Below are 23592 nucleotides of genomic sequence, written 5' to 3'. Positions count from 1 at the left end.
GCGAATACCTTCGCTGTCTCCTGGCCATGAAACACTCCTCCGGATCCTCCAGCAGTCTACTTGGAAGACGTGTCCGGAAGCCTCGGAGCACTTCACTTTCCCGCCTTGACAAACCCGAGCGGCGACTGACACTCCCACCGGAGGGGCGGGGGGGGGCGGACCCGCTGCTTGGCCGCGGCAGAGAATTCTGCCGCGGCAAAGAACAAAAGCATGTCCTCGCCGGACGGGCAGGCTCCGGGATGACCACCGGGATCGCTGTCATCTCTCGTGGGGGAGGTGGGCCGCAGGGTGGTCATCCCGTCGCCTGATTGAGGCCTATCACTTTGAGCCGGGCCCGCAATCTTGCGCTGCCATCTCCCGTTGCGCTCCATGTTGCGGGCCCGGCTCAAAGTGATTTCACGGCCTCAGGCGACGGGATGACCACCCAGCTCCTTCATCGGAGTCGAGCGCGGTTGCCTCTCACGACCTGTGGATCAGCTCGTCCGCCACCCACTCCGCAATGCCCTCCGGATACGGATTCGCCAGCCCCAGCACGAAATGCCCGAACCCGGCCTCCCGTGCCTCGGCGATCTTCCCCCGCGTCACCCCCGGCCGCTCATAATCCACCGGCAGGAAGATCGACCGCACGATCTCCGCCGGGTCGCGGCCGATCTCCTCGCAATACTTGTCCAGCAGACGGCTGCGCCCGGCCAGGTCCTCGATATCCCCGCCGCCCGGGATGTTCCACATGTTCGCGTGCTCCGCCACCACTCGCAGCGTTGCACTCGCCCGGCCGCCGATCATGATCGGGGGGTGCGGGGTCTGTACCGGGCGGGGATTCCCGAATGCTCCGGTCAAGGTTACGTGTGAACCCGCGAAGTCGAACGGCGAAGTGGCCGTCCACAAGCGACGGATGACCGTGCATGCCTCCGCCAGTGCTGCCACCGCGTTGGCCTGGTCGTGGTACGGGAGGCCGTGGCCGTCGTACTCGCGCCTCGCCAGTGGGTGGCTTGGGCGGGACCCCGCGCCGATGCCGAAGTCGAGGCGGCCGCCGGAAATGATGTCCACCGTGGTGGCTATCTTCGCCAGCATGGCCGGTGGGCGGAAGCGGTTGCTGGTGACCAGCAGGCCGATCCGCATTCGCGATGTCTGGGCTGCCAGTGCCGACAGCAGCGTCCAGCCCTCGAAGATCGGGCCGTCCGGGTCGCCGGCGATCGGCATCAGGTGGTCGAACAGCCACGCGTGCTCGATCTCCGGCACCTTGTCCGCTTCCCGCCACACTCGCAGGATCTCGTCGTAGCCGACCTGCTGAGGCGCCGTCAGGATGCCGAAGCTCATCGGCGCCGCCGCAGGGACGGGTCGAGCAGCGACGGCGGGGTGTCGAACTTCTCGTCCGGGGCCAGGTCGGTGCCGGGCGCCACGATGGTGTCGATCTCGTCGAGGACGTCGGCGGGCAGCACCGTGTCCGCCGCTTCGAGCTGCGAACGCAGGTGGTCCAGGGTCCGCGGGCCGATGAGCGCGCTCGTCACGCCCGGGTGCGCGGTGACGAACCCGAGCGCGAGCTGGATCAGCGTCAGGCCGGCCTGCTCGGCGAGCTTGGCCAGCTTCTCGACGGCGTCGAGCCGGGCCTGGTTCGCGGGGACGTCGAGGTCGAAGCGCTGCGGCAGGACCTTCGCGCGGCTGCTGCCGATTTCCCGGCCCGCGCGGATCGCGCCCGACAGCCAGCCCGAAGCCAGCGGGCTCCACGCCAGCACGCCCATCCCGTACTCCTCGGTCACCGGCAGCACGTGGGCTTCGATGCCGCGCTGCAGGATCGAGTAGCTGGGCTGCTCGGTGACGTACCGGCCGAGCCGCAGTTCACGCGCGGCCCACTGCGCCTGGACGATGCGGTACGCGGGGAACGTCGACGAGCCGAAGTAGCGGATCTTGCCCGCGCGCTGCAGGTCCGTCAGTGCGGAAAGCGCTTCCTCGTCGCTCGTGGTGGGGTCCCAGCGGTGGATCTGGTACAGGTCGACGTGGTCGACGTCGAGGCGGCGCAGGCTGTCCTCGAGCGCGCGCACCAGCCAGCGGCGCGAGTTGCCGCGGTGGTTGCGCTCTTCGCCCATGGGCATGGTCGCCTTCGTGGCCAGCACGAGGTCGTCGCGGCGGCCGGCGATCGCCTGGCCGACGATCACCTCCGACTCGCCCTGGCCGTACATGTCGGCGGTGTCGATCAGGTTGATGCCGCTCTCGAGGGCGGCGTCGACGATGGTGGTGGCCTCGTCCTGGGTGACGCGCCCGATCGCGCCGAAGTTCATCGCGCCCAGCGCGAGAGTGCTGACCTGGACGCCGGTGCGGCCCAGGGTGCGGTACTGCATGGGAGTGCCTCCGTGGCATCATGAGCAAACGGAACGTTGCTCCGCTAACGATACGGAACCTTGTTCCGCTTAGCAACCCCGGGAGGATCGGTGGGCGAGCACAAGCCCAAGCGGGCGGATGCCCGGCGCAACGAGAAGGCGTTGCTCGACGCCGCGGCGGCGGTCTTCGTCGCCTCCGGGGTCGATGCGCCGGTGCGCGACATCGCGGCGAAGGCCGGGGTCGGGGTCGGCACCATCTACCGCCACTTCCCGACCCGGGCGGACCTCGTCATCGCCGTCTTCCGGCACCAGGTGGACGCCTGCACGGAGGCGGGGCCGGCGCTGCTGGCCGCGAACGACTCGCCGTACGCCGCGCTGGCGCAGTGGATCGACCTGTTCGTGGACTTCCTGGTGACCAAGCACGGGCTCGCCGGGGCGCTGCAGTCGGACAACGCCGGCTTCGAGTCGCTGCACGCGTACTTCCTCGACCGGCTGGTGCCGGTGTGCGCCGAGCTGCTCGACGCCGCCGCCGCGGCCGGCGAGATCCAGGCCGAGGTGGCGCCCCTGGACCTGATGCGCGGGGTCGGCAACCTCTGCATCGGCGCCGACGATCCCCGGTACGACGCGCGCCGGATGGTGAAAGTCCTCGTCGCCGGGCTGCGGTGCGGCACGATGGACGCATGACGGCGTGGCGGGAGTTCGAGGCGGCGGAGCCGGAGTTCGCGGGGCGCGTGCGGGCCCTGTTCGACGCGCACAAGCACAAGACGATCGCGACCCTGCGGGCTGACGGCTCGCCGCGGATCTCCGGGATCGAGACGAACTTCGAGGACGGCGAACTGGTCTTCGGCTCGATGCCGCACGCGCGCAAGGGCGCGGACCTGCGCCGGGACCCGCGGTTCGCGCTGCACAGCGCCACGGTCGACCCCGTCGAGGGCGCCGAGGCGCAGTGGCCGGGCGAGGCGAAGCTCGCCGGGCGCGTGCGCACCGAAGACGGCGAGCGGTTCGTGGCCGACGTCGCCGAGGTGGTGCACACCCACCTGAACGAAGCGGCGACGCTGCTGGTCGTCGAGTGGTGGACGCCCGCGGGCGGGCTGCGCAAGGTCGAACGCGAATAACTCCGGGCGCCGCTTGCCGGGACATCGCCGTCACCATTGATTAAATCAACTGCTTGACTTAATCGGCGATCGTGGCCATCCTCGGGCAGGGGACATTCACCGACGAGAGGCCCGTCATGACGCCAAGCCACACCGATCCGCTGCCGCGGTTCCCGTTCGAGGCCGCGGCGGCGCTGGAGCCGCCGGCCGAATGGGCGGAGTTCCGGGAGAAGTGCCCGGTCGCGCGCGTCGCACTGGCCAGCGGGGACGAAGCAGCGCTGATCACCCGGTACGACGACGTCCGGGCCGTGCTGTCCGACCCGCGGTTCACCCGGCCGACCCCGGCGGACAACGCCGCGCGGGTCGCCGACACCGAGTCCGGCGGGGTGTTCAACAGCGAGATGGCGACCGTGCTCCCGCAGCACGGCGAGGCGCACCTGAAGTGGCGGCGGCTGCTCGGCAAGTGGTTCACGGCCAAGCGGATGAACGCGTTGCGGCCCGGGATGGCGGCGATGGCCGAGCAGCTCATCGACGAGCTGGTCGCGAAGGGGGCGCCCGGCGACCTCAAGGCGGGCCTCGCCTTCCCGCTGCCGGTCTGGGTCATCTGCGACATGCTCGGCGTGCCGGACGCCGACCGCGACCGGTTCGCGCACTGGTCCGACGTCATGCTGAGCATGACCCGCTACACCCAGGCCGAGTTCGACGCGGCGCAGGCGGAGTTCGGCCGGTACATGGGCGGGCACATCGCCGGCAAGCGGGCCGAACCCGGCGAGGACATCCTCAGCGCGCTGATCGCCGAGGGCGTGGACTGGTCCGACGCGATGCTCACCGCCACCGGCATCGGCCTGCTCATCGCCGGGCACGAGACCACCGCGAACATGATCGCGAAGATGGTGGCGATGCTGCTGGCCGACCGGAGCCGGTGGGAGCGGCTGCTCGCCGATCCGTCGCTGGTGCGCACGGCGGTCGAAGAATCGCTGCGGGTGGACGCCAACGCGGGCGTGGGCATGCAGCGCTACCTCACCGAGGACTTCGAGGTCGGCGGCACCGTGCTGCCGGGCGGTACCACCGCGATGTGCAGCATGGCCGCGGCCAACCGCGACGAGAACGCGTTCGAAAACGCCGCCGAAATGGACCTCGGCCGCAGCCCGAACCCGCACCTGGCCTTCGGTGCCGGCGCCCACGCGTGCCTCGGCCAGCCGCTGGCGCGCACCGAGCTGCAGGTCGTCCTGGAGGTGCTGCTGCGCAGGCTGCCGTCGCTCGAGCTCGCCGTCCCGGCCGGCGAGCTGCGCCGGGTCGAGGGACTCGCGGTCGGCGGGCTGCGGGAACTGCCCGTCCGCTGGTGACGGACCGGGCGCAGGCCACCCGCGAGCGGATCCTCGTGGCGGCGGAACGGCTCTGCGCCGAACACGGTGTGCTCGCGGTGTCCAACCGGCAGATCGGCGAGGCGGCGGGGCAGGGCAACAACACCGTCGTCGGCTACCACTTCGGCACCCGGGCCGAGCTGGTGCGGGCCATCGTCCGCAAGCACACCGGGCCGATCGAACGCTTGCGTGACCGCAGGCTGGACCGCGGCCCCGCGGACCTGCGGGACTGGCTCGGGTGCCTGGTGCACCCCACCACCGAACACCTGGCCGAGCTGGGTGCGCCTACCTGGTTCGCCCGGTTCGCCGCCCAGGTGCTGACCGAGCCGTCGCTGCGCGCGGTCATCGTCGAGGAGACGCTGACGTCCCCGTCGCTGGGCGGACCCTCGAGGGGCTCTACCGGTGCCTGCCCGAGCTGCCCGCCGAGGTCCGCGCCGAACGCAACGACCTCACCCGGCTCCTGGTGGTCCACGCGATGGCCGGGCGGGAGCGCGCCCACACCTCGAGGGCCGGCTGGCGCGGCACCGCCACCGGCCTCACCGACGCACTGGCCGGGCTGTGGCTCGCGCCGGTCACGAAGTAACCCGAACGAAGGGAACCACCATGAAGGTCACCGTGGACAAAGCCAAGTGCTGCGGCGCCGGCACCTGCGTCATGCTCGCCCCGGACGTGTTCGACCAGCGCGACGACGACGGCATCGTCATCCTCCTCGACGAGCACCCCGGCGAAGAGCTGCACGTCACCGTCCGCGAGGCGGCGAGCGTGTGCCCGGGCGTCGCGATCTCGGTCAGCGAGGAGGGATGATCGGCGACGTCCTGGTCGTCGGCGCCTCGGCCGCCGGGCTCGCGACCGTGGAAGCCCTGCGCCGCAAAGGTTACCCAGGCCGGGTCACCGTGCTGGGCGCCGAGGCGCACCTGCCCTACGATCGGCCGCCGCTGTCCAAACAGGTCTTGGGTGGGACTTGGACGCCGGCGCAGGCGCAGCTGCGGACGCCCGACGCCTTGTCTGCATTGGACACCCAGTTCGTGCTCGGCGACCCGGCCGTGCGGCTGGACGCCCGCGCGCGGACCGTGCACACGGCGGCCGGGCGGGTGCTGACCGCGGACGCGATCGTGCTCGCCACCGGGCTGCGGCCGCGGGTCCTGCCCGGCCAGGACGGCCTCGCCGGGGTGCACGTGCTGCGGACCCTCGACGACACGCTGGCCCTGCGCGCGGAGCTGCTGCCGGGCCGGCGGGTGGTGGTGGTCGGGGACGGCGTGCTCGGCGCGGAGATCGCCGCGACCGTGTGCGGGCTGGGCGTGCCGGTCACGCTGACCGGGCCGCAGCCCGCGCCGATGGCCTACCAGTTCGGGCCGCTCGCCGCCGGCTTGCTCGCCGAGCTGCACGCCGCTCGCGGTGTCGAGCTGCGGCTGGGCTCCGCGGTCACCGGCTTGACCGCGGAAGACGGGCGCGTCGCGGGGGTGCGGCTGGCGTCCGGCGAGGTGCTGGCCGCCGACGTCGTCGTAGTCGCCTTCGGGGCCGTGCCGGCCACGGACTGGCTGGCGGGCAGTGGAGTGCTGTGCGACAACGGCGTCGTGTGCGACTCCCGGTGCCGGGCGGCGGACGGGATCTACGCCGCGGGCGACGTCGCCCGGTGGCACCACGAAGGGCTCGACGCGCTGCTGCGGCTGGAAAACCGGACGAACGCCATCGAACAGGCGGTCGCCGTCGCCGGGAACATCCTCGGTGACGATCGGCCGTACACGCCGGTGCCGTACTTCTGGACCCACCAGTTCGACGCCCGGATCCACGTCCACGGCACGCTGTCCGCAGACGCCGAAGTGTCCATTGTGGAGGGAGATCCGCGCGAGGGCCGGTTCGTGGCGCAGTACCACCGCGGCGGGGTCGTCACCGGAGTGCTCGGCTGGAGCATGCCCAAGCAAGCCCGGCTGCGGCGCCAGGACATCGCGGGCGTGGTCCTCGCCGGGAGAACCTGAAACCCGCCGTCCGTCGGTTGACGGCGGCCCGGCCGGGGGTCGATCCTTGTTCGCGTTAACACCGCGGAAGGATGGGCCATGGCCATGAAGAGAGCGCTTTCCCGGATCCTCGGCGTCCTGGTGGCGGCGGCGCTGCCGCTGCTGCCGGCCGCCCCCGCCGAAGCGGCCGTGTCCGTGGTGAAGATCGGCGACACCCAGCTCGACGCGAAGGCTTTGTACTTCGTGTCCTACGACGGGCTGGTGAACAACGACTCCTTCCAGCAGAGCGGCATCTTCGGCTACGCGGGCTACCAGTACGCCGCCTGGTACACCGCGGACCGCAGCGCCGTGCTCGCCCGCCGGGCCGTGGCCGCGGGCGCATGGCAGACCGTCGTGCTGCCGCACAAGCTGACCGTGGACGACTCGCACAACGTCATCTCGATGGGCGTCTCCCCGGAAGACGGCCGGCTGCACGTGGCCATGGACACCCACGGCAACCAGGTCTTCTACGTCGAATCGGTGGCCGGGCTGCTCTCCACGCCCGCTTCGCACGCCTGGACGTCGTCGGCGTTCGGGGCGGTGCAGCGCACGCTGAACGGCGTCGACCTCGGCGCGATCACCTACCCGCAGTTCGTCGTCACGCCGGAGCGGAAGCTGCAGCTGAGCTACCGGACCGGCGCGTCCGGCAACGGCACGAACGAACTCGCCGAATACAGCGGCGGCAGCTGGCGCAAGCTCGGGAAGTGGTCGTCGGCGACCGGCTCGTGGACGTCCGGCAACGGCGTCACCAGCACGACGCGCAACATGTACCTGCACGGCATCACCTACGGCCCCGGCGGCCGGCTGCACGCCGCCTTCACCTGGCGCGAAGGCAACTCCGGCGTCCTGTGCAACGCCGGCGGGCTGGCCAACCACGACACCGGCTACGTCTCCAGCGACGACCGGGGCCGGACCTGGCGGAACAACGCGGGCACGGTCGTCGCGACGACGGGCGGCACGCCGGTGGCCGTGTCCTCGCCGGGCACGGTCGTCGACCCGCTCGGCGTCGACCACGCGCTGATGAACCAGGAGAGCCAGGCCGTCGACTCCGCCGGGCAGCCGCACGTCGTGATCAGCTACGTGCCCGGCCGGTTCACCCAGTGCGTCTCGGGCTACTCCGCGCAGCGCAAGCAGTACGGCCGGACGTTCTTCCTCAGCCGGGCGGCCGACGGCGGCTGGAGCAAGCACGAGGTGCCGGTCGCGCCCGAGTCGACCCAGCGCACGAAGCTGGTCTTCGACCGCGGCGACAACGCCTACCTCGTGATGCCGTACGGGCGGATCGTCGCGGCGACGAAGGCGAGCGGCTGGACCGACTGGACGACGGTGCACAGCCCGGATCTCGACGCGTTCGGCGAGGTCGACGTCGACGACTCGCGGCTGGCCACCGACGGCGTGCTTTCCGTGATGTACCAGCAGGCTTCGAGCGGGACGACGCCGTCGCCGATCCGGGTGGCCGACTTCCGGTTGGGCTGAGCGCTATTCCACGGTGACGGACTTGGCCAGGTTGCGCGGCTTGTCGATGTCGTAGCCCAGTGTCAGCGCGGCGTGGTAGGCGAGCAGCTGCAACGGGATCGTCAGCAGGACCGGGTCGAGCTCCGGTTCGGTCCGGGGCACCACGATCCGCGGCACGTCGAGCTCGCCGAAGTCGACTCCTCCGTGGGTCACCGCCAGGACCGCGCCGCCGCGGGCCCGGATCTGCTGCACGGCGGCCAGGTTGCGCTCGGTCAGCTCGTCCGACGGGACGACGGCGACCGTGGGCAGCGCCTCGTCGATCAGCGCCAGCGGGCCGTGCTTGAGCTCGGAGGTCTGGTACGCCTCGGCGTGGCGGTAGGAGATCTCCTTGAACTTCTGCGCGCCCTCCCGGGCCACCGGGTAGCCGCGGACGCGGCCGACGAAGAACAGGCTGTTCGCCGCGGCCACCGTCTTCGCGTGCTCGGCGATCTCCGGCTCGCTGTCCAGCACGGTCTTGATCTGGCCGGGCAGCGCGCGGATCGCGGCGATGATCCGCTGACCGTCCGCATTGGACAGATCGCGGACCCGGCCGAGCGAGAGGGCGATCAGCGCGAAGCCCACCGCCATGTTGGTCAGCGCCTTGGTCGAGGCGACCGCGATCTCCGGGCCGGCGTGCAGGTACACGCCGCCGTCGCAGGCGCGGGCGATCGTCGAGCCGACCACGTTGACCAGGCCGACGACCCGGCCGCCCTTGCGTTTGATCTCCTCGACGGCGAAGGCGGTGTCGATCGTCTCGCCGGACTGGCTGACCGCGATGTAGAGCGTGTCGGCCTCGATGATCGGGTTGCGGTAGCGGAACTCGGACGCCGCTTCGGCGTCGGCCGGGATCCGCGCCAGCTCCTCGATCATCGTCGCGCCGATCTGGCCGACGTAGTAGGCCGAACCGCAGCCGAGGATCTTGACGCGGCTGAACCCGCGCAGCTCCCGCGGCGTCAGGTTGAGCCCGTCCAGGCGGGCGACGCCGAACCGGTCGTCGAGCCGGCCGCGGATCATCCGCGCCACGGAATCGGGCTGCTCCTGGATCTCCTTGGCCATGTAGTGCGGGTAGCCGCCGAGGTCGAGGTCTTCGGCGGCGATGTCGATCTCGGTGGCCGGCTTGGTCGTGTCGCTCTCGTCGACGGTGAAGGTGCGGTAGCCGGTGGCGAAGATCGTCGCGAACTCGCCGTCGTCGAGGTGGGCGACCTGCGAGGTGTGCCGGACCAGCGCGGCGAGGTCGCTGGCGACGAACATCTCCCGCTCGCCGACGCCGATGATCAGCGGCGAGCCGTTGCGCGCGATGACCAGCCGGTCCGGGTGCGCGGAGTCGGTGACGGCGATCGCGTACGTGCCGGTGATCCGCGAGACCGCGTCCACGACGGCGTCCTCGAGGGTCTCGGCCGTCGAGCGCGCGATCAGGTGGGCGAGGACCTCGGTGTCGGTCTCGGACGTGAGCTCGACCCCGGCGTCGGCGAGCTGGGCGCGCAGCGCGTCGGCGTTGTCGATGATGCCGTTGTGGACGACGCAGACGCGGCCGTCTTCGGAGGTGTGCGGGTGCGCGTTGGCCTCCGACGCGGGCCCGTGCGTGGCCCAGCGCGTGTGGCCGATGCCGACCTTGCCGGTGAGCCGCTTGGGCAGCGCCGCGGCGAGGTTGCGCACGCGCCCGACGACCCGGTGGACCTGGGCGCTGTTCTTGGCGCCGAGCACGGCGATGCCGGCCGAGTCGTAGCCGCGGTACTCCAGCCGGGTCAGGCCTTCGAGCAGGATGGGGGCGGCGTTCTGGCCGCCGATGTAGCCAACGATTCCGCACATGGGCGAACCTTTCTAGCCGTAGACGATGCGGCGCAGCTGCCGCTCGGACAGGTCGGGCGCGGCCACCAGCCGGCCCCGCAGCTCGGCGGCGATGAGCGGGAAGATCTCGGGGTTCTTCCGGCCCTCGGCCTGCAGCTCGGCGTGCCGGCGGCGGACGTAGCCCTCGGCCGGCGTCCGGTAGAACGCCAGCACGTCGTCGACCACCCGGGCGGCCACCCCCGGCGGCAGCCCGGCGGACGCGGCCACCCGCTCGACGATCTCGGTCTCCGCCACGCCGGACATCATGCCCTCCCGAAGGAGTGAAACCCAAATTCTTGCCCGAATTCGGGCAAGATCTACATGGTTGGACAGCCCTGCCGGCGCCGGACGAAGGTGGACGGCGTGCGCCAAGCAGACATCTGGGACGCCGAAACGGCCGAGCGCTACGACACACCCGGCAGCGGCATGTTCGCCCCCGAAGTCGTCGGCCCGGCCGTGGAGCGCCTGGCTGCGCTGGCGGACGGCGGGCGGGCGCTGGAGTTCGCCATCGGCACCGGCCGCATCGGCGTCCCGCTAGCCGCACGCGGGGTACCCGTCACCGGCATCGAGCTGTCCGAGGCGATGCTGGCCCGGCTGCGGGCGAAAGCCGAGCTCCCGGTCGTCGTCGGCGACATGGCGACGGCCACCGCTGCGGGCCGGTTTTCGCTGGTCTACCTCGTCTACAACACGATCTCGAACCTGCTGACCCAGGACGAGCAGGTCGAGTGCTTCCGCAACGCGGCCCGCCACCTGGACCCGGGCGGCCGGTTCGTCGTCGAGCTGGGTGTCCCCGAGCTGCGGCGGCTCCCGCCGGGGCAGGACGCCATGGTGTTCCACGCCGACTCCGGCTACGTCGGGGTAGACACCTACGACACAGTGCGCCAGCACCTCGTCTCGCACCACTTCACCTTCGGCGAGGGGCGGCAGGCGCGGGTGGGCCGCTCCCCGCACCGCTACGTCTGGCCGGCCGAGCTGGACCTGATGGGCCGGCTGGCCGGGTTCGAACTGGAATCCCGGCACGCGGACTGGGCCGGCGCGGAGTTCACGGCGGAGTCGGGGTCGCACGTGTCGGTGTACCGGCTTCCACCAGCGGGAGCCGGACCGTCGCGTACGGAATGACCCCCAGTTCGGCCAGCGCGGCCTTGGCGTTCGCCGCGCCCGTGCCGGCGCGCATGAGGGTGTCCGTCAGCGGGATCAGTGCGTCGTTGACCGCCCGCGCCTTGACCAGGTCGCCGTCGCGGACGGCGCGGATGAGGTCCGCGGTGCGGTCCGCCGACACGTTGGCCACGACGCTGACCAGGCCCGCGGCGCCACAGGCGAGGTAGGGCAGGTTGAGCTCGTCGATGCCGCAGTAGTACGCCAGCGACGTCCGGCTCATCACCGTCATCGCTTCGAACAGGTCGCCCTTCGCGTCCTTGACCGCCCGGATCCGCGGGTGGCGGGCCAGCTCGACCAGCGTCGGCAGCGCCATCGCGACGCCGGTCCGCGCGGGGACGTCGTAGAGCATCACCGGCAGCTCGGTCGCGTCCGCCACGGCCAGGCAGTGCGCGAGCACGCCGTCCTGCGTCGGCCGGGAGTAGTAGGGGCAGACGACCAGGAGCGCGTCCGCGCCGGCGGCCTCGGCTTCGCGGGCCCGGCGGACGCTGGCGGCGGTGTCGTAGGTGCCGACGCCCGCGATCACCCGCGCGCGGCCCCCGGTCCGGGCGGCGACGGCCCGGACGAGGCCGGCGGCCTCGGCGTCGGACAGGGTGGGGGACTCGCCGGTGGTCCCGCCGACGACGAGGCCGTCACAGCCGGTGGCCAGCAGGTGGTCGACGAGCCGGGCGAGGCCGGGTTCGCTCAGCCCGCCGCCGGGCTCCATGGGGGTCACCATCGCGACGAGGTTGGCGCCGAATTCGGTCATGACCCGACCTTGCCCGGAGTGATCGATGCGGTCCAGCGATGCTTTTTTGCCGGTACTGCGTAGCCTGGCTTAATGATCGAGGTGGGTGCGCTGCGAGCGTTGCGCTCGGTGGCCGCGCTCGGGACGCTGGCGCGGGCGGCCGAGGAGCTGGGGTTCACCGCGTCCGCGGTGTCGCAGCAGATCAAGCGGCTGGAGCGCCAGGTCGGGGTCCCGGTGCTGGCGCCGGCGGGCCGCGGGGTCGTGCTGACCCCGGCCGGGCAGGCCATCATCGACGCGGCCCCCGAGGTGTTCCAGGCACTGGAGCGCTGCGCCGAAGCGGCCAAGTCGGTCTCGGCGGGCGCCCCGCGCGGCACGCTCCGGGTGGTGGCGTTCTCGACGGCCATCCGCGGCCTGCTCGCGCCGATCGTGGCCCGGCAGGCGTACCCGGAGCTGCGCGTGGAGCTCACCGAGCAGGACCCCGACGAAGCCCTGCGCAGCGTCGGCGCGGGCACGGCCGACCTCGCCGTCGTCCACGACGCGGACGGGCTGCCGCTCTCGCCGCTGCCGCCGTCGCTGGTCCAGCGGTGGGTGCACACCGACATCGGCGACGTGGTGATGAGCCGCACGCACCCGCTCGCGCAGCAGGCCGCCCCGCTCGACGAGGCCGAGCTGGCGGGACACGCGTGGGTGACCAGCCCGCCGGGAACGGTGTGCCACCAGTGGTTCCGCCGCCTGTTCGCGGCCGCACCGGCGGAGCCGGACGTCCGTCACCTGGTCGACGACTTCGCGACGCAGCTGTCGCTGGTGGCAGCGGGCCAGGTGATCGCGTTGATCCCGCGGCTGGCCCGGCCACCACTGGGGGAGAACCTGCTCGCCCGGCCATTGCGGCGGCCGCCGAAGCGCGAGGTCCACGCGGCGTGGCGGCGGAGCGCGGAGGCCAGCCCGGCGATCCGGGCGGTGCTGGCCGAGCTCGGCGGGGTGGCCGAGCGCACGTCGTGACCCGGGGCGGTCGCCGTGGGGCGGGGACCGCTGTAGCCGAAACCGCGCGGTCGGATCGCGTGCTGGCCGGGAAAACCGGGCCGCGCAGCCACGCGCACCTCGGCTACATCGGACTCGGGGTGCTCAAGGTGGCCGCCCTGCTCGCCTTCGGGATCGTCAGTCGCTGAGGGCGTCTTCGGCCGTCGGGTAGGTCGGGAAGAAGTCCGCGAGGCCGATCAGCGCGAACGTCCGGGCGAGCCGGGCGGGCACGGCGACCAGCGCGACTCCCGCGCCGGCTTCTTCCGCGAGGTTTCGGGCCGCGATGAGCGCGGAAATGCCGCTGGAGTCGCAGAACGTCACCCCGGCCAGGTCCACCACCAGCAGCCGGCCGCTCGACAGCGTGACGGCGTCGGCCGCGGCGCGCAGCCGGGGGGCCGTGGCCACGTCGAGTTCGCCCTGGACCGTGATGACCGCCCCGGCCTCGGAGGTGCGGGTCGTGACGGAGAACGGGATGCCGGTCACGCTCGATCGCCTCCGTGCAGCGGGATGCTCAACGCCAGCAGGGCGGTGTCGTCTTCGACGCCGTCGCCGAAGCCGGCGAGCAGGTCGGTGACCGCTCCGATCACCGACGGCGCGGTGGCCGGCGTCAGACCGGCCAGGTCGGTCTGCAGCTGCTCTTCGCTGTAGCGGACGCGGCCGTCCGCGCGGGCTTCGGTCAGCCCGTCGGTGTAGAGCAGCAAGGTGTCACCCGGTTCCAGCAGGACGTCCACGGCGGTGAACCGCGCGTGCGCGAACGCGCCGACCAGCTGGCCGCCCGGCGCGGACAGGAACCGGGAGGCGCCGCCGGCGCGGATCAGCAGCGCCGGCGGGTGCCCGCCGGTGGCGAGGGTGATCGCCGCGCCGTCGCCGCGGCGCTCGAGGTGCCCGTGGATGACGGTGCAGTAGCGCGGGTCCGAGCCGCGGTATTCCTGGTGCAGCGCGGTGTTGAGGAGGCTCAGCGCGGCGACCGGGTCCGGGTCGGACACCGCGGCCGCCCGCAGCGTGTAGCGCGCCAGCGACGTCATCACGGCCGCGGTGGCGCCCTTCCCCGACACGTCGCCGAGGAAGAACCCCCACCGGCCGCCGGTCAGCGGGAACAGGTCGTAGAAGTCGCCGCCGACCTCGTCGGCGGACGCGGGGTGGTAGTACGCCGCGACTTCCAGGCCGGGCACCTCGGGCAGGGCCGGCGGCAGCAGGGTCTGCTGCAGCGTCCGCGCCAGCCGCTGCACCCGGTCGCGTTCGCGCTCGGCTTCTTCCCGCGCCCGCAGTAGTTCCTGCTCGTAGGCACGCCGGTCGCGCGCGTCGAAGATCGTGGTCCGGATCAGCTGCGCTTCGCCGTCGGAGCCGGTCTTGACCGCCGAGGTCACCAGCACCGGCAGCCGGGTCCCGTCCGCGGCCTTCAGCTCGAACGCGACGCCGCCGAGCTCGCCCTGCATGCGCAGCAGCGGCGCGAAGTGCGTCTCGTGGTAGATCCGGCCGCCGACGGTCAGCAGGTCGGCGAACCGCAGCCGGCCGACCACCTCGTCGCGTTCGCGGCCGAGCCAGCCGAGCAGCGTCGCGTTGATCTTCGCGATCGTGCCGTCCAGCAACGTCGAGAGGTAGCCGCAGGGTGCGTGCTCGTAGAGGTCTTCCGCGCTGTCCTCCAGCAGTGCGGAGAACGCCGGGCCGGCGTTCTCGCGGTGACCGGGGCCCGCTTGGTCCCCGGCTTCACACATCACGGGCCGCTCACGAACGCCGTGATCGCGGCGGCCGTCGCCTCCGGCGCGCTCAGCTGCGGGCAGTGCCCGGTCGCGGCCAGCGTCACCAGCGTGCTGCCGGCGATCTGCTCGTGGGTGAACCGCCCGACCTCCGGCGGCGCGATGGCGTCGTTCGCGCATTCGAGCACCAGCGTCGGCACCTTCACCTCGGCCAGATCGGCCCGGTTGTCGGACAGGAACGTCGTCTTGGCGAACACCCGCGCGATCGCGGGATCGGTGCGGCAGAAGCTGTTCGTCAGCTCCTCGCCCAGCTCCGGGCGGTCCGGGTTGCCCATGATGACCGGCGCCATCGTCGCCGACCAGCCCAGGTAGTTCGACTCGAGCGCGGCGAGCAGCTCGTCGATGTCGGCGCGGCTGAACCCGCCCCGGTAGTCCCCGTCGTCGACGTAGCACGGCGACGGGGTGAGCAGCACCAGCTTCGCGAACCGGTCCGGCTCGCGGTTGGCGGCCAGCACGGCGATCATCGCGCTGACCGAGTGCCCCACGAGCACGACGTCACGCAGGTCCAGTTCGCGGCAGATCGCCAGGACGTCGTCGGCGTAGCCCTCGAGGCTGCCGTAGCGCTCCGGGGTCCAGGCCGACAGGTCCGAACGCCCGGCGCCGGTGTGGTCGAACATGACGACCCGGTACCGCTCCGCGAGATCCGGGACGACCAGGCGCCACAGGTTCTGGTCACAGCCGAAGCCGTGCGCGAGCAGCACGGTCGTGCCGTCCTCCCGGCCGGTGACGGTCACGTTGTTCCTGCTGCGCATGCTCACCGGGACATCCTGCCCCCCCGGTCAGCCGGCGAGCGCGGCGGCCCGGGTGGTGGCGACGGCCAGCGCCTCGTGCAGGCCGGTCAGGCCGAGGGTGCGGTGGACGACGCCGGATTCGGGCGCGACGACCCGGACCCGGGTCCCGGGGCCGGCGGTGCGGCGCGCTTCGACCAGGACCGTGATGCCGATGGAAGCGAGGAAAGACACTTCGGACAGGTCGATCACCAGCAACGCCGGTGCGTCGGCCAGGGCCGTGGCGATTTCGTCGCCGAGCAGGGGAGCGCTGAGCAGGTCGAGCTCGCCCGCCGCGGTCAGCACGACCGCGTCGCCGGTGCGGTCCGCCGTCACGCGCAGGAGATCCTGGGGCCGGATGCGGTGGCCGTCAGCCGTCACGACGCCCCCTGCCCCTGCTTGGACGACCGCGATGCCATGCCCGGCTCCCTTCTCCTGCCAGTCCTCACCGGGTCGGTGTTACCCAGGCTTCCCGGCGGGCAAACATGACTTCATGACCCGATCGGGTGGACGGCGGTGCTGCCTCCGTACGGCAACGCGGGCAGCCCGAGCTTGCGGTGGTCCCACGACCGCGTCCGCTCGACGTCGAGGCGGACGGCGACCCGCTTGGCGAGCATCAGCTCGACCATCGGCCGGACGTCCTCGGTGTACGGGCCGGTGTAGCGCTCCCAGACGTTCACGCCGACCGCCCACAGCGCGTCCGGGTCGTCGACGATCGCCGCGCGGCCCTCCAGCGCCACGCCGCGCAGGGTGTCGTAGGTGTCACCGGTTTCGACGAGGACGGTGACCCGGCCGTCGCGGCGCAGGTTGGCGGCCTTCTGCGACTTGGCCTTGGTCTCGAACCAGAGGACGCCGTCGAGCACGGCGTACCACATCGCGACGAGGTGCGGCTGCCCCGACGGCCCCAGCGTGGCCAGCGTGGCGACCCGCTGCTCGTCGAGGAACGCGCCGATCTCCGCCGCCGGCATCACGATCTGCTCGCGTTGCTTCACGCTCGTGCTCCTCGATGAGACATAGTCCAGAATGAGACTATGTCTCGGAGTGAACCGGAAAGCCTGGCCGTCCGCAAGAGGCGGGCGACGAACGCCCGGATCGCCGCCTCGGCGGCCCGCTTGGCCGGGCGGCACGGCGTAGGCGGCACGACGGTGGACCGCATCGCGGCGGACGCCGAAGTCGGGCGCGCGACCTTCTTCCGCTACTACGACACCAAGGAGAGCGCGGTGGCGGAGGGCATCGCCGGGCCGTGGCTGACGCTGGTCACCGAGGCGATCGCCCGCCAGCCGGGCGACCGGACGGCGCAGGAGGCGCTGGTGGCGGCGTTCGCCGAACTCGCGGCGGAGTTCCCGGCCCAGGCCGGCCGGATCCGCGAGCTGGTCCGGCTGACCCGGTCCTCACCGGCGCTCGACGCCTGGACCGCGCGGGCCTACCAGCGCTACGAGCGGGCGATCGCGGAGCTGCTCGCCCCCCGCTTCGAGGCACCGGCCAGCCACGACCCGCGCCCCCGGCTGCTGGCGGCGCTGGCGATGGCGGCGGTCCGCGTTTCGCTCGACGAGTGGGTGCGGGGCGGGGGCGAGCTGCCGGAGCTGCCGGAGCTGCTGGGCCGCGCACTGAACGCGGTCAGCGTGGACGGCGGCTGAGGGGCGGTTCCGGACAGCCCGCGGCTGGTCGTGAGTGGTAAGGCGGGTTAGAACGCGCCTTACCACTCACGACGGGGATCGGGGCGGGCTCAGTTCAACGGCTGGGAGCGGTACTGCGCGATCCGGCCCGGCAGCGTGCCGACCACCGGGTCTCCCCGGTGCCCGAGCAGCAGCCGTTCCAGCGGGGCCAGCCGGTCCTTCGGCCGGACCGAGCCGACGGTCGCCGCCAGGTCGACCGCCTCGCCGCCGATGCGGGCCGCCGCGTCGAGGTCGCCCTGGCCTGCGTGGTTCTGGGCCAGCATGATCAGCGTCAGGGAGCGGCTTCGGGCCATGTCCGGGCCGTACCGGCGGGCCGCGGCCGTCAGCTCGGCGATCGCTTCGCCTCGGTGGCCGGCCGCCAGTTCCGTCAGCACCGTGCCGCGCATCGCGGCCATGTCCGCCTCGGCGAAGAACGCCTCCCACGGGCGCGGGTCCGGCCACCGGCCCGCCTCGGTGAACGCCGTTTCGGCCTCCGCGAGCCGGGTCAGGGCCGTGCGCTCGTCGCCGCCCATGGCGAACGCCCAGGCTTCGTTGGCCGCCAGGATGGCCGTCGCCCGGGGGGAATCCGAGCGGCCGGCCGCCGCGCGGCCGCGGGCGAACTCGGCCAGCGCGCCCGGGACGTCGTGGTGGTGCAGGTGCACCCGGCCGAGCCGGTAGCGGATGTTCGCCACCAGGCTGTCGTTGCCCGCTTCGGCCGCGAGCCCCAGCGCGCGTTCGAAGCGGCGGCGGGCCGGGACCGGGTGGCCGATGTCGAACTCCGTCCAGCCCAGCAGGTTGTGCACGTCGGCCAGGACCGTGTGCAGCCTCGCGCGCAATCGGCCCGGCACCGTGCCCCAGTGCAGCAGCAGGCTCGCCGTCTTGACCACCCGGACGGCGTCGCGGCAGAACCCGCCGCCCTGCCGGTAGTCCAGCGCGCGCAGCACGCCGACCGCCGCTTCCAGGTCCGCGATGTCGGCGGTTTCGAGGCTGATCGGCAAAGAACCGCCTGTACCCGTCATCGTCACCATGACCTCACCTCGCGCAGCGCGCACGCACACACGCATGGTCGGTTGCCACGCAAGGGAAATACCCAGGACGCGTCCGATGGAAACGGCCCCGCCCCGTCAGGAGCGGAGGAACCGCGCGAGCGGCAACCGGGCCTGCGCCACCGCCTGCGCGACGAGCGCGGCGAACTGCTCGGCGCCGTACCGGCTCAGGTGGGTCGCATCGTCGACGCCGTCGTGCGCGAGCGTCAGGTAGAGCGGCCAAGACGCGGTCTCGCCCAGGCTTTCCACCAGGGCCTTGCTGCGCGCGGTCAGGTCGAGCAGCGGGATCCGCTGCTGCCGGGCGACGTCCCGCATGACGGCGGGCAGGTCGACGCCCAGGTTGTTGACCACCAGGCCGAGCGGCGTGAGCTTCCCGTCCGCGCCGAACCGGTGCCGCACCGGGGGCGTGACCAGCACCGGCGCCCCGCCCTGCGCGCGGACGCCGTCGATCAGCGTGGCGAGATTGGCTCGATAGTCCGTTTCGGTCGTCTGCTTGTCGTTGTGTGCCAACTGGATCAGTGCCGTGTCACCGGGCCGGACCATCGGCCGGACACGGGCGAAGTACCGCGGGTCCGCGAGGTAGCTGACCGTGCTCGCGCCGGATTGGGCGTAGTTCCGCACGCTCGGCCCGGCGCGGAAGTACTCCGGCAGCGCCTGGGCCCAGCCGTTTTTCGGCAGGTTCGCCCAGTCGGCGGCGGTGGAGTCGCTGAGCACGAAAACCCGCGGGGCCCTCGGTTTCGGGGTCACGGCGATCAGGGCGGGCCGCGGCGTCGTCCCGGTGAGCCGCACCTGCAGGCCCGGTGTTCCCGGCCCGTCCTCCCCGCTCGGCATGCCCTCCGGCGTGCGCACCTCGACCGTCACCGACCGGTGGACGTACCGGCCCGCCGGGGTGGCCACCGGGGCGAGCGCGATCCTGCGGGCTTCCACGTCGAGTCCGGTCTGCCCGGTCAGGAACGCCTCGACCTCGTAGTCGCCCGCGGGCACGTCGAACGAGCACGAAACGGTGCACACGGTCCAATGCGGTGACGCGGCCGCCGGAACCCCGCAGAGGCCGAGGCCGAGGACGACGGCGGCTACGGTGGCGGGGATTCTCACGGCGCTTCCTCCGGGGCGATGGCGAGCAGCGAGATGATGGCCAGGTTCCGCTGGGCGAAGTCGTTGGTCGCGAAGGTCGCGAAGTCGCCCGCGGGGTTCGTCGTGGTCCGGGTGGGGATCTCCGTCACCGGGCTCGCCACGGCGGAGCCGGTGACGCGTTCCGCGGGCGGCCACGGCTTGCCCGCCGGATCGCTGGTGAACTGGTCCCAGCCGCGTCTGCGCAGGCTCGCGTCCCCGAGCTGCTCGCCCGCCCAGGCCGTGACGCGGGAGTAGATCGTCTTGAACAGCCCCGGGTTGAAGTCGCGGCCGTACCGGGCGATCTTCTCGGCCGACGGCGCCTGGGCGTAGCGGGCGAAGTCCAGGTAGGTCCGGCGGAACTCCGGGACGTCGACCAGGTCGAGCGCCTCCCACAGGATCTGCTCGCCGAGGAAGGCCATCGAAAGGTTGTAGCCGCCGTCGAAGTCGCCCTTCTCCAGGTTCACCAGGTGACCGGTCGCCGGGTCGAAGCCGGCCGCGCCGCCGGCCTCGCCGGTGAACAGCCCGGCGGGGAACGCGGCGATGTCCTTCATGCCGGTGACGATCCGGTCGCGCCAGCGGACGTCGCCGGTGCGTTCCCACTCCGTCAGCCAGTTGCTGACCAGCGCGTACCAGTCGGGTCCGAGCCGGACGCGGGCCGGCGCCTTCGTCTGCGGTGGCAGCACTTCGCGCAGCGGGTCGACCGTGCGCAGGGTCTCGTCGGCCTGCAGCGACGCCCGGATCAGCTCGCCCAGCAGCTCGTCGGCGGTGAGGTAGTAGGAGAACCGCTTGGTGAACGACTCGCCGACCCGCGCCTCCTTGGCGCCGTCGCCCCAGTGCACCACGGCGTGGCGCGAGCCGAGGCCGGCGAACCGGCCGCTGTGGTGGGTGTCCACCTCGGACACATGCTGGGTCATGGCGTGCGCCAGCCGGAACGTCCGCGGATCGCCCGAGCGCAGGAAGGCGTACCAGAGCAGGGCGTCCGTGCCGAGTTCGGCGTTGTCCCAGGCGTAGCCGCCGACGTCGTAGCGCCATTCGTGGCGGTCCGCGTCGTAGGTGTGCATCACGTCGCCGTAGTGCCAGAAGCCGTACCATTCGCGCTCGTCGACCTGGTCGGCGTAGAAGCCGATCTCCCGCGCGATCCCGTCTTCGAGAGCGGCGCGGGCGGGCGTGCTGCGGTCGGGCAGGCTCCAGCGGCCGAACACCCCGGCCGCGTGGTAGGTGGCCGGGTCCGTGACGAGTTGCGGTGGCGCGGTGAGCGTGGCCGAGAGCGCGGCGACCGTGTCCCGGGCCGGCGTGGCCGCCATCGCCCACAGCCGCAGCTCGGTCGAGCGCACCATGCCCTGCGGTGTCGCGAAGCCTTCTTGGACGTCCTCGTAGGACAGGTCGAGCCCGTGGGCGACGGTGTCGTAGGTGCGCAGGTCCATCGCGGGCGCCAGCGGGGAGTACGACCAGAGCGTCACCGAGGCCGTGTCCGTGGCGGCGCCGCGGACGTCCAGCGAGCGCGGGGCGCGCTGCCAGAAGTCGCGCAGGCCGAAGCCCAGCCCGCCGCCGGTGCCGCCGACGTAGCCGAAGCCGGACGCGCGGTCGCCGCGGCCCGCGTGCTTCAGCCAGCTGCCCGCCGCGCTGGTGCGTTTCCACACGGCGAAGTGGCGGGCGGACTCCTGGAACAGCGTGAAGTCGTTCCACAGCGCCAAGTTCTGGTACCCGTCGCGCACCTGCTGGCCCCACTGGGCGACCGGCGGGGTGGCGGTGCCGTCGGTCTGGGCCTTCCGGACCGCCGCGCCGGGGTCGCGGCGCAGGCCGGTGAGCACCCGGACGGGCTCGCCCCAGACACCGCCGGCGGCCGTGCCGAACCGGACGTGCCGGTTGTGCGGCTCGTCGGTCAGCGGGACCGAGAACCGCAGGCCGAGCCCGCGGACGAAGTCGTGGTTTTCGTCGGCGTCCCAGCGGAAGCTGTGCACTATCCGCACGGATTCGTCGCCCGCGCCGAGGTAGAGCCGCATGGTCCAGGGGAGGATCGCGCGGGTGCCGCGGCCGCGGTCGCGCCGGTAGCGGCCGGTCAGCTTGACCACCGCGCGCACCGGCCCGGACTGCTCGACCTCGGCGCGTTCGACGATCCCCGTCCAGTCCTCGCGGCGGGGTGCCCGGGTGTCGTCGTCCGGCTGGTCCTGCAGCTGCAGCACGAGCTCGCCGTCCCTGGCGGCGACGCGGCCGGCCCGCGAGAGCGACGGCACGGCGACGGCACCCGTGGTGGCGAGCTTCAGCTCGACCGTTCCGTTGGCCACGACGATTTCGCGCGGCGACCGGCGCACGGTGACCGGAACCGGTGGCGGCGCGGGTGTCCCCGGCGTCAGCGCGAAGGTGTCCGCGGTGGCGGCCGAGGACACGGCGTGCCCGGTCCACTTCACCGAGCCGTCCGGCCAGTACGCCAGCGGCCACGACTGCACCGGAACCGGTGCGCCGTCCCCGGCGTGCAGGGCGAGCGGGACGTTCCGGGCCAGCGTGCCCCGCGGCCACGGGACGCCGAACGCGCAGCCGGTGGTGGCGGCGGGCCTGCCGTCCAGCCAGTGCAGGCGCACTTCGCCCCCGGCCGTCGCCGGGGTGGCCGCCGTGGCCGGCGTGGCCACCGCCGGGGTGACGGCCGTGGCCGCCAGCGCGGACACACCGCCGAGGAAGACTCGTCTGGACAGGGGGAACTGAGGGGACTGCGGGGACATCGTCGGCCTCCGGTCAGCTCGCTGTGAACCGATTCAAACCAGACCCCGCGGAGGTTGTCAACCTCGGCGACCCGATCAGTCCAGTCGGCGAGTAAGCGCTTTCTCAGAGCGGTGATCAAACGCTGCTGCGTCCGGCGGAATCATTCGACGCATTCGAACCAGACAGCGCTTTCTTCGAAATCTTTGCTGGTTGACGCCACAAGTGAGCGGCGCTTACCGTGCTTGAACCGATTCAAGGCCGAATTCGGGAAGGGAAATCCGATGAACGGACGGTTCGGGGTGCGCGCGGGCCTCGTGGCGGTCGTGGCGGTCACGCTCGCGGGGCTGGTCACGGGGTGCGGTGGCGGCGGTGACGCGGCGGGGAGCACGACGATCCGCTTCGTGTGGTGGGGCAACGAAGACCGCGCCAAGGTCACGAAGGCCGCGGTGGATCTGTTCATGAAGGACAATCCGGGCATCACGGTCCAGACCGAGTACGCCGCTTACGACGCGTACTTCCAGAAGCTCTCCACCCAGGTCGCCGGGGGTGCGTCGCCGGACCTGGTCCAGCTGGACCGCGCGACGCTCGGGGAGTACCAGCACCGGCACGTGCTCGAGGACCTGAGCCCCTACGTCGGCAAGACGGTCGACGTCACCGGCATCGCCCCCGCCCTGCTGGCCGGCGGGCAGATCGAAGGCAAGCAGTACGCCGTGCCCGGCGGCCAGACCACGCAGATGCTGGCCTACGACCCCGCGGTGTTCGCCAAGGCCGGCGTCACGCCGCCGTCCGGCCCCGGCCAGAGCTGGACCTGGGCGCAGTTCGGCGAGGGCCTGCGCAAGGTGGCCGCAACCGGGGTGGCCGGCACGACCGACTTCGGCTGGGCGATCGACTGGTTCGAGGTCTGGCTGCACCAGCAGGGCAAGCAGCTCTACACCGGCGACGGCAAGCTCGGCTTCACCGCCGCGGACCTGACGCGGTTCTGGACGCTGACCGGCGACCTGCGCGCGGCCAAGGCCGTCACCGCGCCCGAGGTCACCACCAAGATGGACGGCTCGATGCCGAACTCGGGCCTGGTCACCAAGCACGCGGGGTCGGAGATCAACTACGACTCCAGCCTCAGCGCCTACCTCTCCAGCTACGGCCCGGGCGTCAAGGCGGCGCCGCTGCCGGCCGACGGCACGACGTCCGGGATGGCGGCCATGCCGCCGGTCACCTTCGCCGTCGCCCAGCGCTCGGCGCACAAGGAGGCCGCCGCCAAGCTGCTGAGCTTCCTGGTCAACGACCCCGGAGCCGGCAAGCTGCTGGGCGTGGCGCGCGGGCTGCCGCCGAACACCGCGATCCGCGAGCAGGTCTGCGGCGCGGCCCAGGCCGCGACGAAGGCGGTGTGCGACTACGAAAAGTCGGTGGCCGGCCGCATCGGCCCGGCGACCGGCCTGTGGCCCACCGGCTCCGCGGCGGTCAAGCGGGACTTCCAGCGCGGCTACGACGACGTGATCTTCGGCCGCACGAGTGCCGCCGACGGCGCCGCGCGCGTGGTGCAGACCGCGCAGCAGTCCCTCGGATCCTGACGGAG

Annotated in this window: 23 protein-coding genes and 1 pseudogene; 11 read left to right on the top strand and 13 right to left on the bottom strand. The window is 72.3% G+C overall.

Going from position 1 to position 23592, the window contains the following annotated elements:
• Positions 1-459: 459 nt before the first annotated feature.
• Positions 460-1317, bottom strand: coding sequence for an LLM class flavin-dependent oxidoreductase (locus tag AB0M93_RS31855; protein ID WP_364280130.1), 858 nt, complete (start codon positions 1315-1317; stop codon positions 460-462).
• Positions 1314-2336 carry an aldo/keto reductase gene (locus AB0M93_RS31850; protein ID WP_364280127.1) on the bottom strand — a complete coding sequence of 341 codons (1023 nt, stop codon included), beginning with the start codon at positions 2334-2336 and terminating at the stop codon, positions 1314-1316. The genes AB0M93_RS31855 and AB0M93_RS31850 overlap by 4 nt, the downstream gene beginning before the upstream one ends.
• A gap of 90 nt (positions 2337-2426) precedes the next feature.
• On the opposite strand from AB0M93_RS31850, the gene AB0M93_RS31845 reads away from it, so the two are divergent.
• From AB0M93_RS31845 to AB0M93_RS31815, 7 genes and pseudogenes are all read left to right on the top strand, one after another.
• A complete protein-coding gene (locus AB0M93_RS31845; protein ID WP_364280124.1) occupies positions 2427-2999 on the top strand; it encodes a TetR/AcrR family transcriptional regulator in 573 nt (190 codons plus the stop codon).
• Positions 2996-3430 carry a pyridoxamine 5'-phosphate oxidase family protein gene (locus AB0M93_RS31840; protein ID WP_364280121.1) on the top strand — a complete coding sequence of 145 codons (435 nt, stop codon included), beginning with the start codon at positions 2996-2998 and terminating at the stop codon, positions 3428-3430. Before AB0M93_RS31845 ends, AB0M93_RS31840 begins: the two co-directional genes overlap by 4 nt.
• Before the next feature lie 116 nt (positions 3431-3546).
• Entirely contained in the window at positions 3547-4755 is a 1209-nt protein-coding gene (locus AB0M93_RS31835) for a cytochrome P450 (RefSeq protein WP_364280118.1), read from the top strand.
• Positions 4752-5356: pseudogene (locus tag AB0M93_RS31830) on the top strand (TetR/AcrR family transcriptional regulator). Before AB0M93_RS31835 ends, AB0M93_RS31830 begins: the two are co-directional and overlap by 4 nt.
• A gap of 20 nt (positions 5357-5376) precedes the next feature.
• Positions 5377-5577, top strand: a complete 201-nt coding sequence (locus AB0M93_RS31825; RefSeq protein ID WP_364280115.1) for a ferredoxin — start codon at positions 5377-5379, stop codon at positions 5575-5577.
• Positions 5574-6749 (top strand): FAD-dependent oxidoreductase, encoded by a 1176-nt coding sequence (locus tag AB0M93_RS31820; RefSeq protein WP_364280112.1) that lies wholly within the window; start codon positions 5574-5576, stop codon positions 6747-6749. Before AB0M93_RS31825 ends, AB0M93_RS31820 begins: the two co-directional genes overlap by 4 nt.
• A 78-nt stretch (positions 6750-6827) precedes the next feature.
• Positions 6828-8240 (top strand): BNR repeat-containing protein, encoded by a 1413-nt coding sequence (locus AB0M93_RS31815; RefSeq protein ID WP_364280109.1) that lies wholly within the window; start codon positions 6828-6830, stop codon positions 8238-8240.
• A 3-nt stretch (positions 8241-8243) separates the two neighbouring features.
• Here the strand turns inward: AB0M93_RS31815 and glmS are convergent, their stop codons facing one another.
• Together glmS and AB0M93_RS31805 are read right to left on the bottom strand one after the other, a co-directional pair.
• The gene (gene glmS / locus AB0M93_RS31810) at positions 8244-10067 is read right to left on the bottom strand and encodes a glutamine--fructose-6-phosphate transaminase (isomerizing) (RefSeq protein WP_364280106.1); all 1824 of its coding nucleotides are present in this window, start codon (positions 10065-10067) and stop codon (positions 8244-8246) included.
• A gap of 12 nt (positions 10068-10079) precedes the next feature.
• Positions 10080-10352 (bottom strand): hypothetical protein, encoded by a 273-nt coding sequence (locus tag AB0M93_RS31805; protein WP_364280103.1) that lies wholly within the window; start codon positions 10350-10352, stop codon positions 10080-10082.
• A 96-nt stretch (positions 10353-10448) separates the two neighbouring features.
• Between AB0M93_RS31805 and AB0M93_RS31800 the strand changes: the two genes are divergently transcribed.
• Entirely contained in the window at positions 10449-11204 is a 756-nt protein-coding gene (locus AB0M93_RS31800; RefSeq protein ID WP_364280100.1) for a class I SAM-dependent methyltransferase, read from the top strand.
• On the opposite strand, the gene dapA is transcribed toward AB0M93_RS31800, so the two are convergent.
• Positions 11128-11988, bottom strand: a complete 861-nt coding sequence (gene dapA / locus AB0M93_RS31795; protein WP_364280097.1) for a 4-hydroxy-tetrahydrodipicolinate synthase — start codon at positions 11986-11988, stop codon at positions 11128-11130. The genes AB0M93_RS31800 and dapA overlap by 77 nt on opposite strands.
• Before the next feature lie 72 nt (positions 11989-12060).
• Here dapA and AB0M93_RS31790 point away from each other — a divergent pair, with 72 nt between their 5' ends.
• Positions 12061-12966, top strand: coding sequence for a LysR family transcriptional regulator (locus tag AB0M93_RS31790; protein WP_364280094.1), 906 nt, complete (start codon positions 12061-12063; stop codon positions 12964-12966).
• A 156-nt stretch (positions 12967-13122) separates the two neighbouring features.
• Here the strand turns inward: AB0M93_RS31790 and AB0M93_RS31785 are convergent, their stop codons facing one another.
• The 5 genes from AB0M93_RS31785 to AB0M93_RS31765 all read right to left on the bottom strand — a co-directional run bounded on the left by AB0M93_RS31785 (position 13123) and on the right by AB0M93_RS31765 (position 16476).
• Positions 13123-13467: an STAS domain-containing protein gene (locus AB0M93_RS31785; RefSeq protein ID WP_364280092.1), complete on the bottom strand. Its 345-nt coding sequence runs from the start codon at positions 13465-13467 to the stop codon at positions 13123-13125.
• Complete coding sequence (locus AB0M93_RS31780) at positions 13464-14699, bottom strand: SpoIIE family protein phosphatase (RefSeq protein WP_364280089.1); 1236 nt, start codon at positions 14697-14699, stop codon at positions 13464-13466. The genes AB0M93_RS31785 and AB0M93_RS31780 overlap by 4 nt, the downstream gene beginning before the upstream one ends.
• On the bottom strand, positions 14699-15499 hold the full coding sequence (locus AB0M93_RS31775; RefSeq protein ID WP_364280086.1) for an alpha/beta hydrolase: 801 nt from the start codon (positions 15497-15499) through the stop codon (positions 14699-14701). Before AB0M93_RS31775 ends, AB0M93_RS31780 begins: the two co-directional genes overlap by 1 nt.
• A 21-nt stretch (positions 15500-15520) precedes the next feature.
• Positions 15521-15889 carry an STAS domain-containing protein gene (locus AB0M93_RS31770; RefSeq protein WP_364280083.1) on the bottom strand — a complete coding sequence of 123 codons (369 nt, stop codon included), beginning with the start codon at positions 15887-15889 and terminating at the stop codon, positions 15521-15523.
• A gap of 110 nt (positions 15890-15999) precedes the next feature.
• Entirely contained in the window at positions 16000-16476 is a 477-nt protein-coding gene (locus AB0M93_RS31765; protein WP_364280157.1) for a PPOX class F420-dependent oxidoreductase, read from the bottom strand.
• A gap of 63 nt (positions 16477-16539) precedes the next feature.
• Between AB0M93_RS31765 and AB0M93_RS31760 the strand changes: the two genes are divergently transcribed.
• Positions 16540-17145 (top strand): TetR family transcriptional regulator, encoded by a 606-nt coding sequence (locus tag AB0M93_RS31760; RefSeq protein WP_364280080.1) that lies wholly within the window; start codon positions 16540-16542, stop codon positions 17143-17145.
• 89 nt (positions 17146-17234) lie between these two features.
• Here the strand turns inward: AB0M93_RS31760 and AB0M93_RS31755 are convergent, their stop codons facing one another.
• The 3 genes from AB0M93_RS31755 to AB0M93_RS31745 form a co-directional block, all read right to left on the bottom strand.
• Positions 17235-18191, bottom strand: a complete 957-nt coding sequence (locus tag AB0M93_RS31755; RefSeq protein ID WP_364280077.1) for a hypothetical protein — start codon at positions 18189-18191, stop codon at positions 17235-17237.
• A 96-nt stretch (positions 18192-18287) separates the two neighbouring features.
• Positions 18288-19304, bottom strand: a complete 1017-nt coding sequence (locus AB0M93_RS31750; protein ID WP_364280074.1) for a GDSL-type esterase/lipase family protein — start codon at positions 19302-19304, stop codon at positions 18288-18290.
• Complete coding sequence (locus AB0M93_RS31745) at positions 19301-22039, bottom strand: hypothetical protein (protein WP_364280072.1); 2739 nt, start codon at positions 22037-22039, stop codon at positions 19301-19303. The genes AB0M93_RS31750 and AB0M93_RS31745 overlap by 4 nt, the downstream gene beginning before the upstream one ends.
• Before the next feature lie 261 nt (positions 22040-22300).
• Between AB0M93_RS31745 and AB0M93_RS31740 the strand changes: the two genes are divergently transcribed.
• Positions 22301-23587: an extracellular solute-binding protein gene (locus tag AB0M93_RS31740; protein WP_364280069.1), complete on the top strand. Its 1287-nt coding sequence runs from the start codon at positions 22301-22303 to the stop codon at positions 23585-23587.
• Positions 23588-23592: the final 5 nt, after the last annotated feature.

Source organism: Amycolatopsis sp. NPDC051102 (assembly GCF_040682815.1).
In the GTDB taxonomy this organism is placed as follows: Bacteria; Actinomycetota; Actinomycetes; order Mycobacteriales; family Pseudonocardiaceae; genus Amycolatopsis.
The sequence above is the reverse complement of the archived record's forward strand: the minus strand, read 5'-3'. Positions and strand labels throughout refer to the sequence as shown.

Bases quoted from the DNA above. Each gene is read 5' to 3' on its own strand.
- AB0M93_RS31855 (WP_364280130.1), bottom strand. From the start codon at position 1,317: ATGAGCTTCGGCATCCTGACGGCGCCTCAGCAGGTCGGCTACGACGAG.
- AB0M93_RS31850 (WP_364280127.1), bottom strand. From the start codon at position 2,336: ATGCAGTACCGCACCCTGGGCCGCACCGGCGTCCAGGTCAGCACTCTC.
- AB0M93_RS31840 (WP_364280121.1), top strand. From the start codon at position 2,996: ATGACGGCGTGGCGGGAGTTCGAGGCGGCGGAGCCGGAGTTCGCGGGG.
- AB0M93_RS31835 (WP_364280118.1), top strand. From the start codon at position 3,547: ATGACGCCAAGCCACACCGATCCGCTGCCGCGGTTCCCGTTCGAGGCC.
- AB0M93_RS31825 (WP_364280115.1), top strand. From the start codon at position 5,377: ATGAAGGTCACCGTGGACAAAGCCAAGTGCTGCGGCGCCGGCACCTGC.
- AB0M93_RS31820 (WP_364280112.1), top strand. From the start codon at position 5,574: ATGATCGGCGACGTCCTGGTCGTCGGCGCCTCGGCCGCCGGGCTCGCG.
- AB0M93_RS31815 (WP_364280109.1), top strand. From the start codon at position 6,828: ATGGCCATGAAGAGAGCGCTTTCCCGGATCCTCGGCGTCCTGGTGGCG.
- glmS (WP_364280106.1), bottom strand. From the start codon at position 10,067: ATGTGCGGAATCGTTGGCTACATCGGCGGCCAGAACGCCGCCCCCATC.
- AB0M93_RS31805 (WP_364280103.1), bottom strand. From the start codon at position 10,352: ATGATGTCCGGCGTGGCGGAGACCGAGATCGTCGAGCGGGTGGCCGCG.
- dapA (WP_364280097.1), bottom strand. From the start codon at position 11,988: ATGACCGAATTCGGCGCCAACCTCGTCGCGATGGTGACCCCCATGGAG.
- AB0M93_RS31790 (WP_364280094.1), top strand. From the start codon at position 12,061: ATGATCGAGGTGGGTGCGCTGCGAGCGTTGCGCTCGGTGGCCGCGCTC.
- AB0M93_RS31780 (WP_364280089.1), bottom strand. From the start codon at position 14,699: ATGTGTGAAGCCGGGGACCAAGCGGGCCCCGGTCACCGCGAGAACGCC.
- AB0M93_RS31765 (WP_364280157.1), bottom strand. From the start codon at position 16,476: ATGCCGGCGGCGGAGATCGGCGCGTTCCTCGACGAGCAGCGGGTCGCC.
- AB0M93_RS31760 (WP_364280080.1), top strand. From the start codon at position 16,540: ATGTCTCGGAGTGAACCGGAAAGCCTGGCCGTCCGCAAGAGGCGGGCG.
- AB0M93_RS31755 (WP_364280077.1), bottom strand. From the start codon at position 18,191: ATGGTGACGATGACGGGTACAGGCGGTTCTTTGCCGATCAGCCTCGAA.
- AB0M93_RS31745 (WP_364280072.1), bottom strand. From the start codon at position 22,039: ATGTCCCCGCAGTCCCCTCAGTTCCCCCTGTCCAGACGAGTCTTCCTC.
- AB0M93_RS31740 (WP_364280069.1), top strand. From the start codon at position 22,301: ATGAACGGACGGTTCGGGGTGCGCGCGGGCCTCGTGGCGGTCGTGGCG.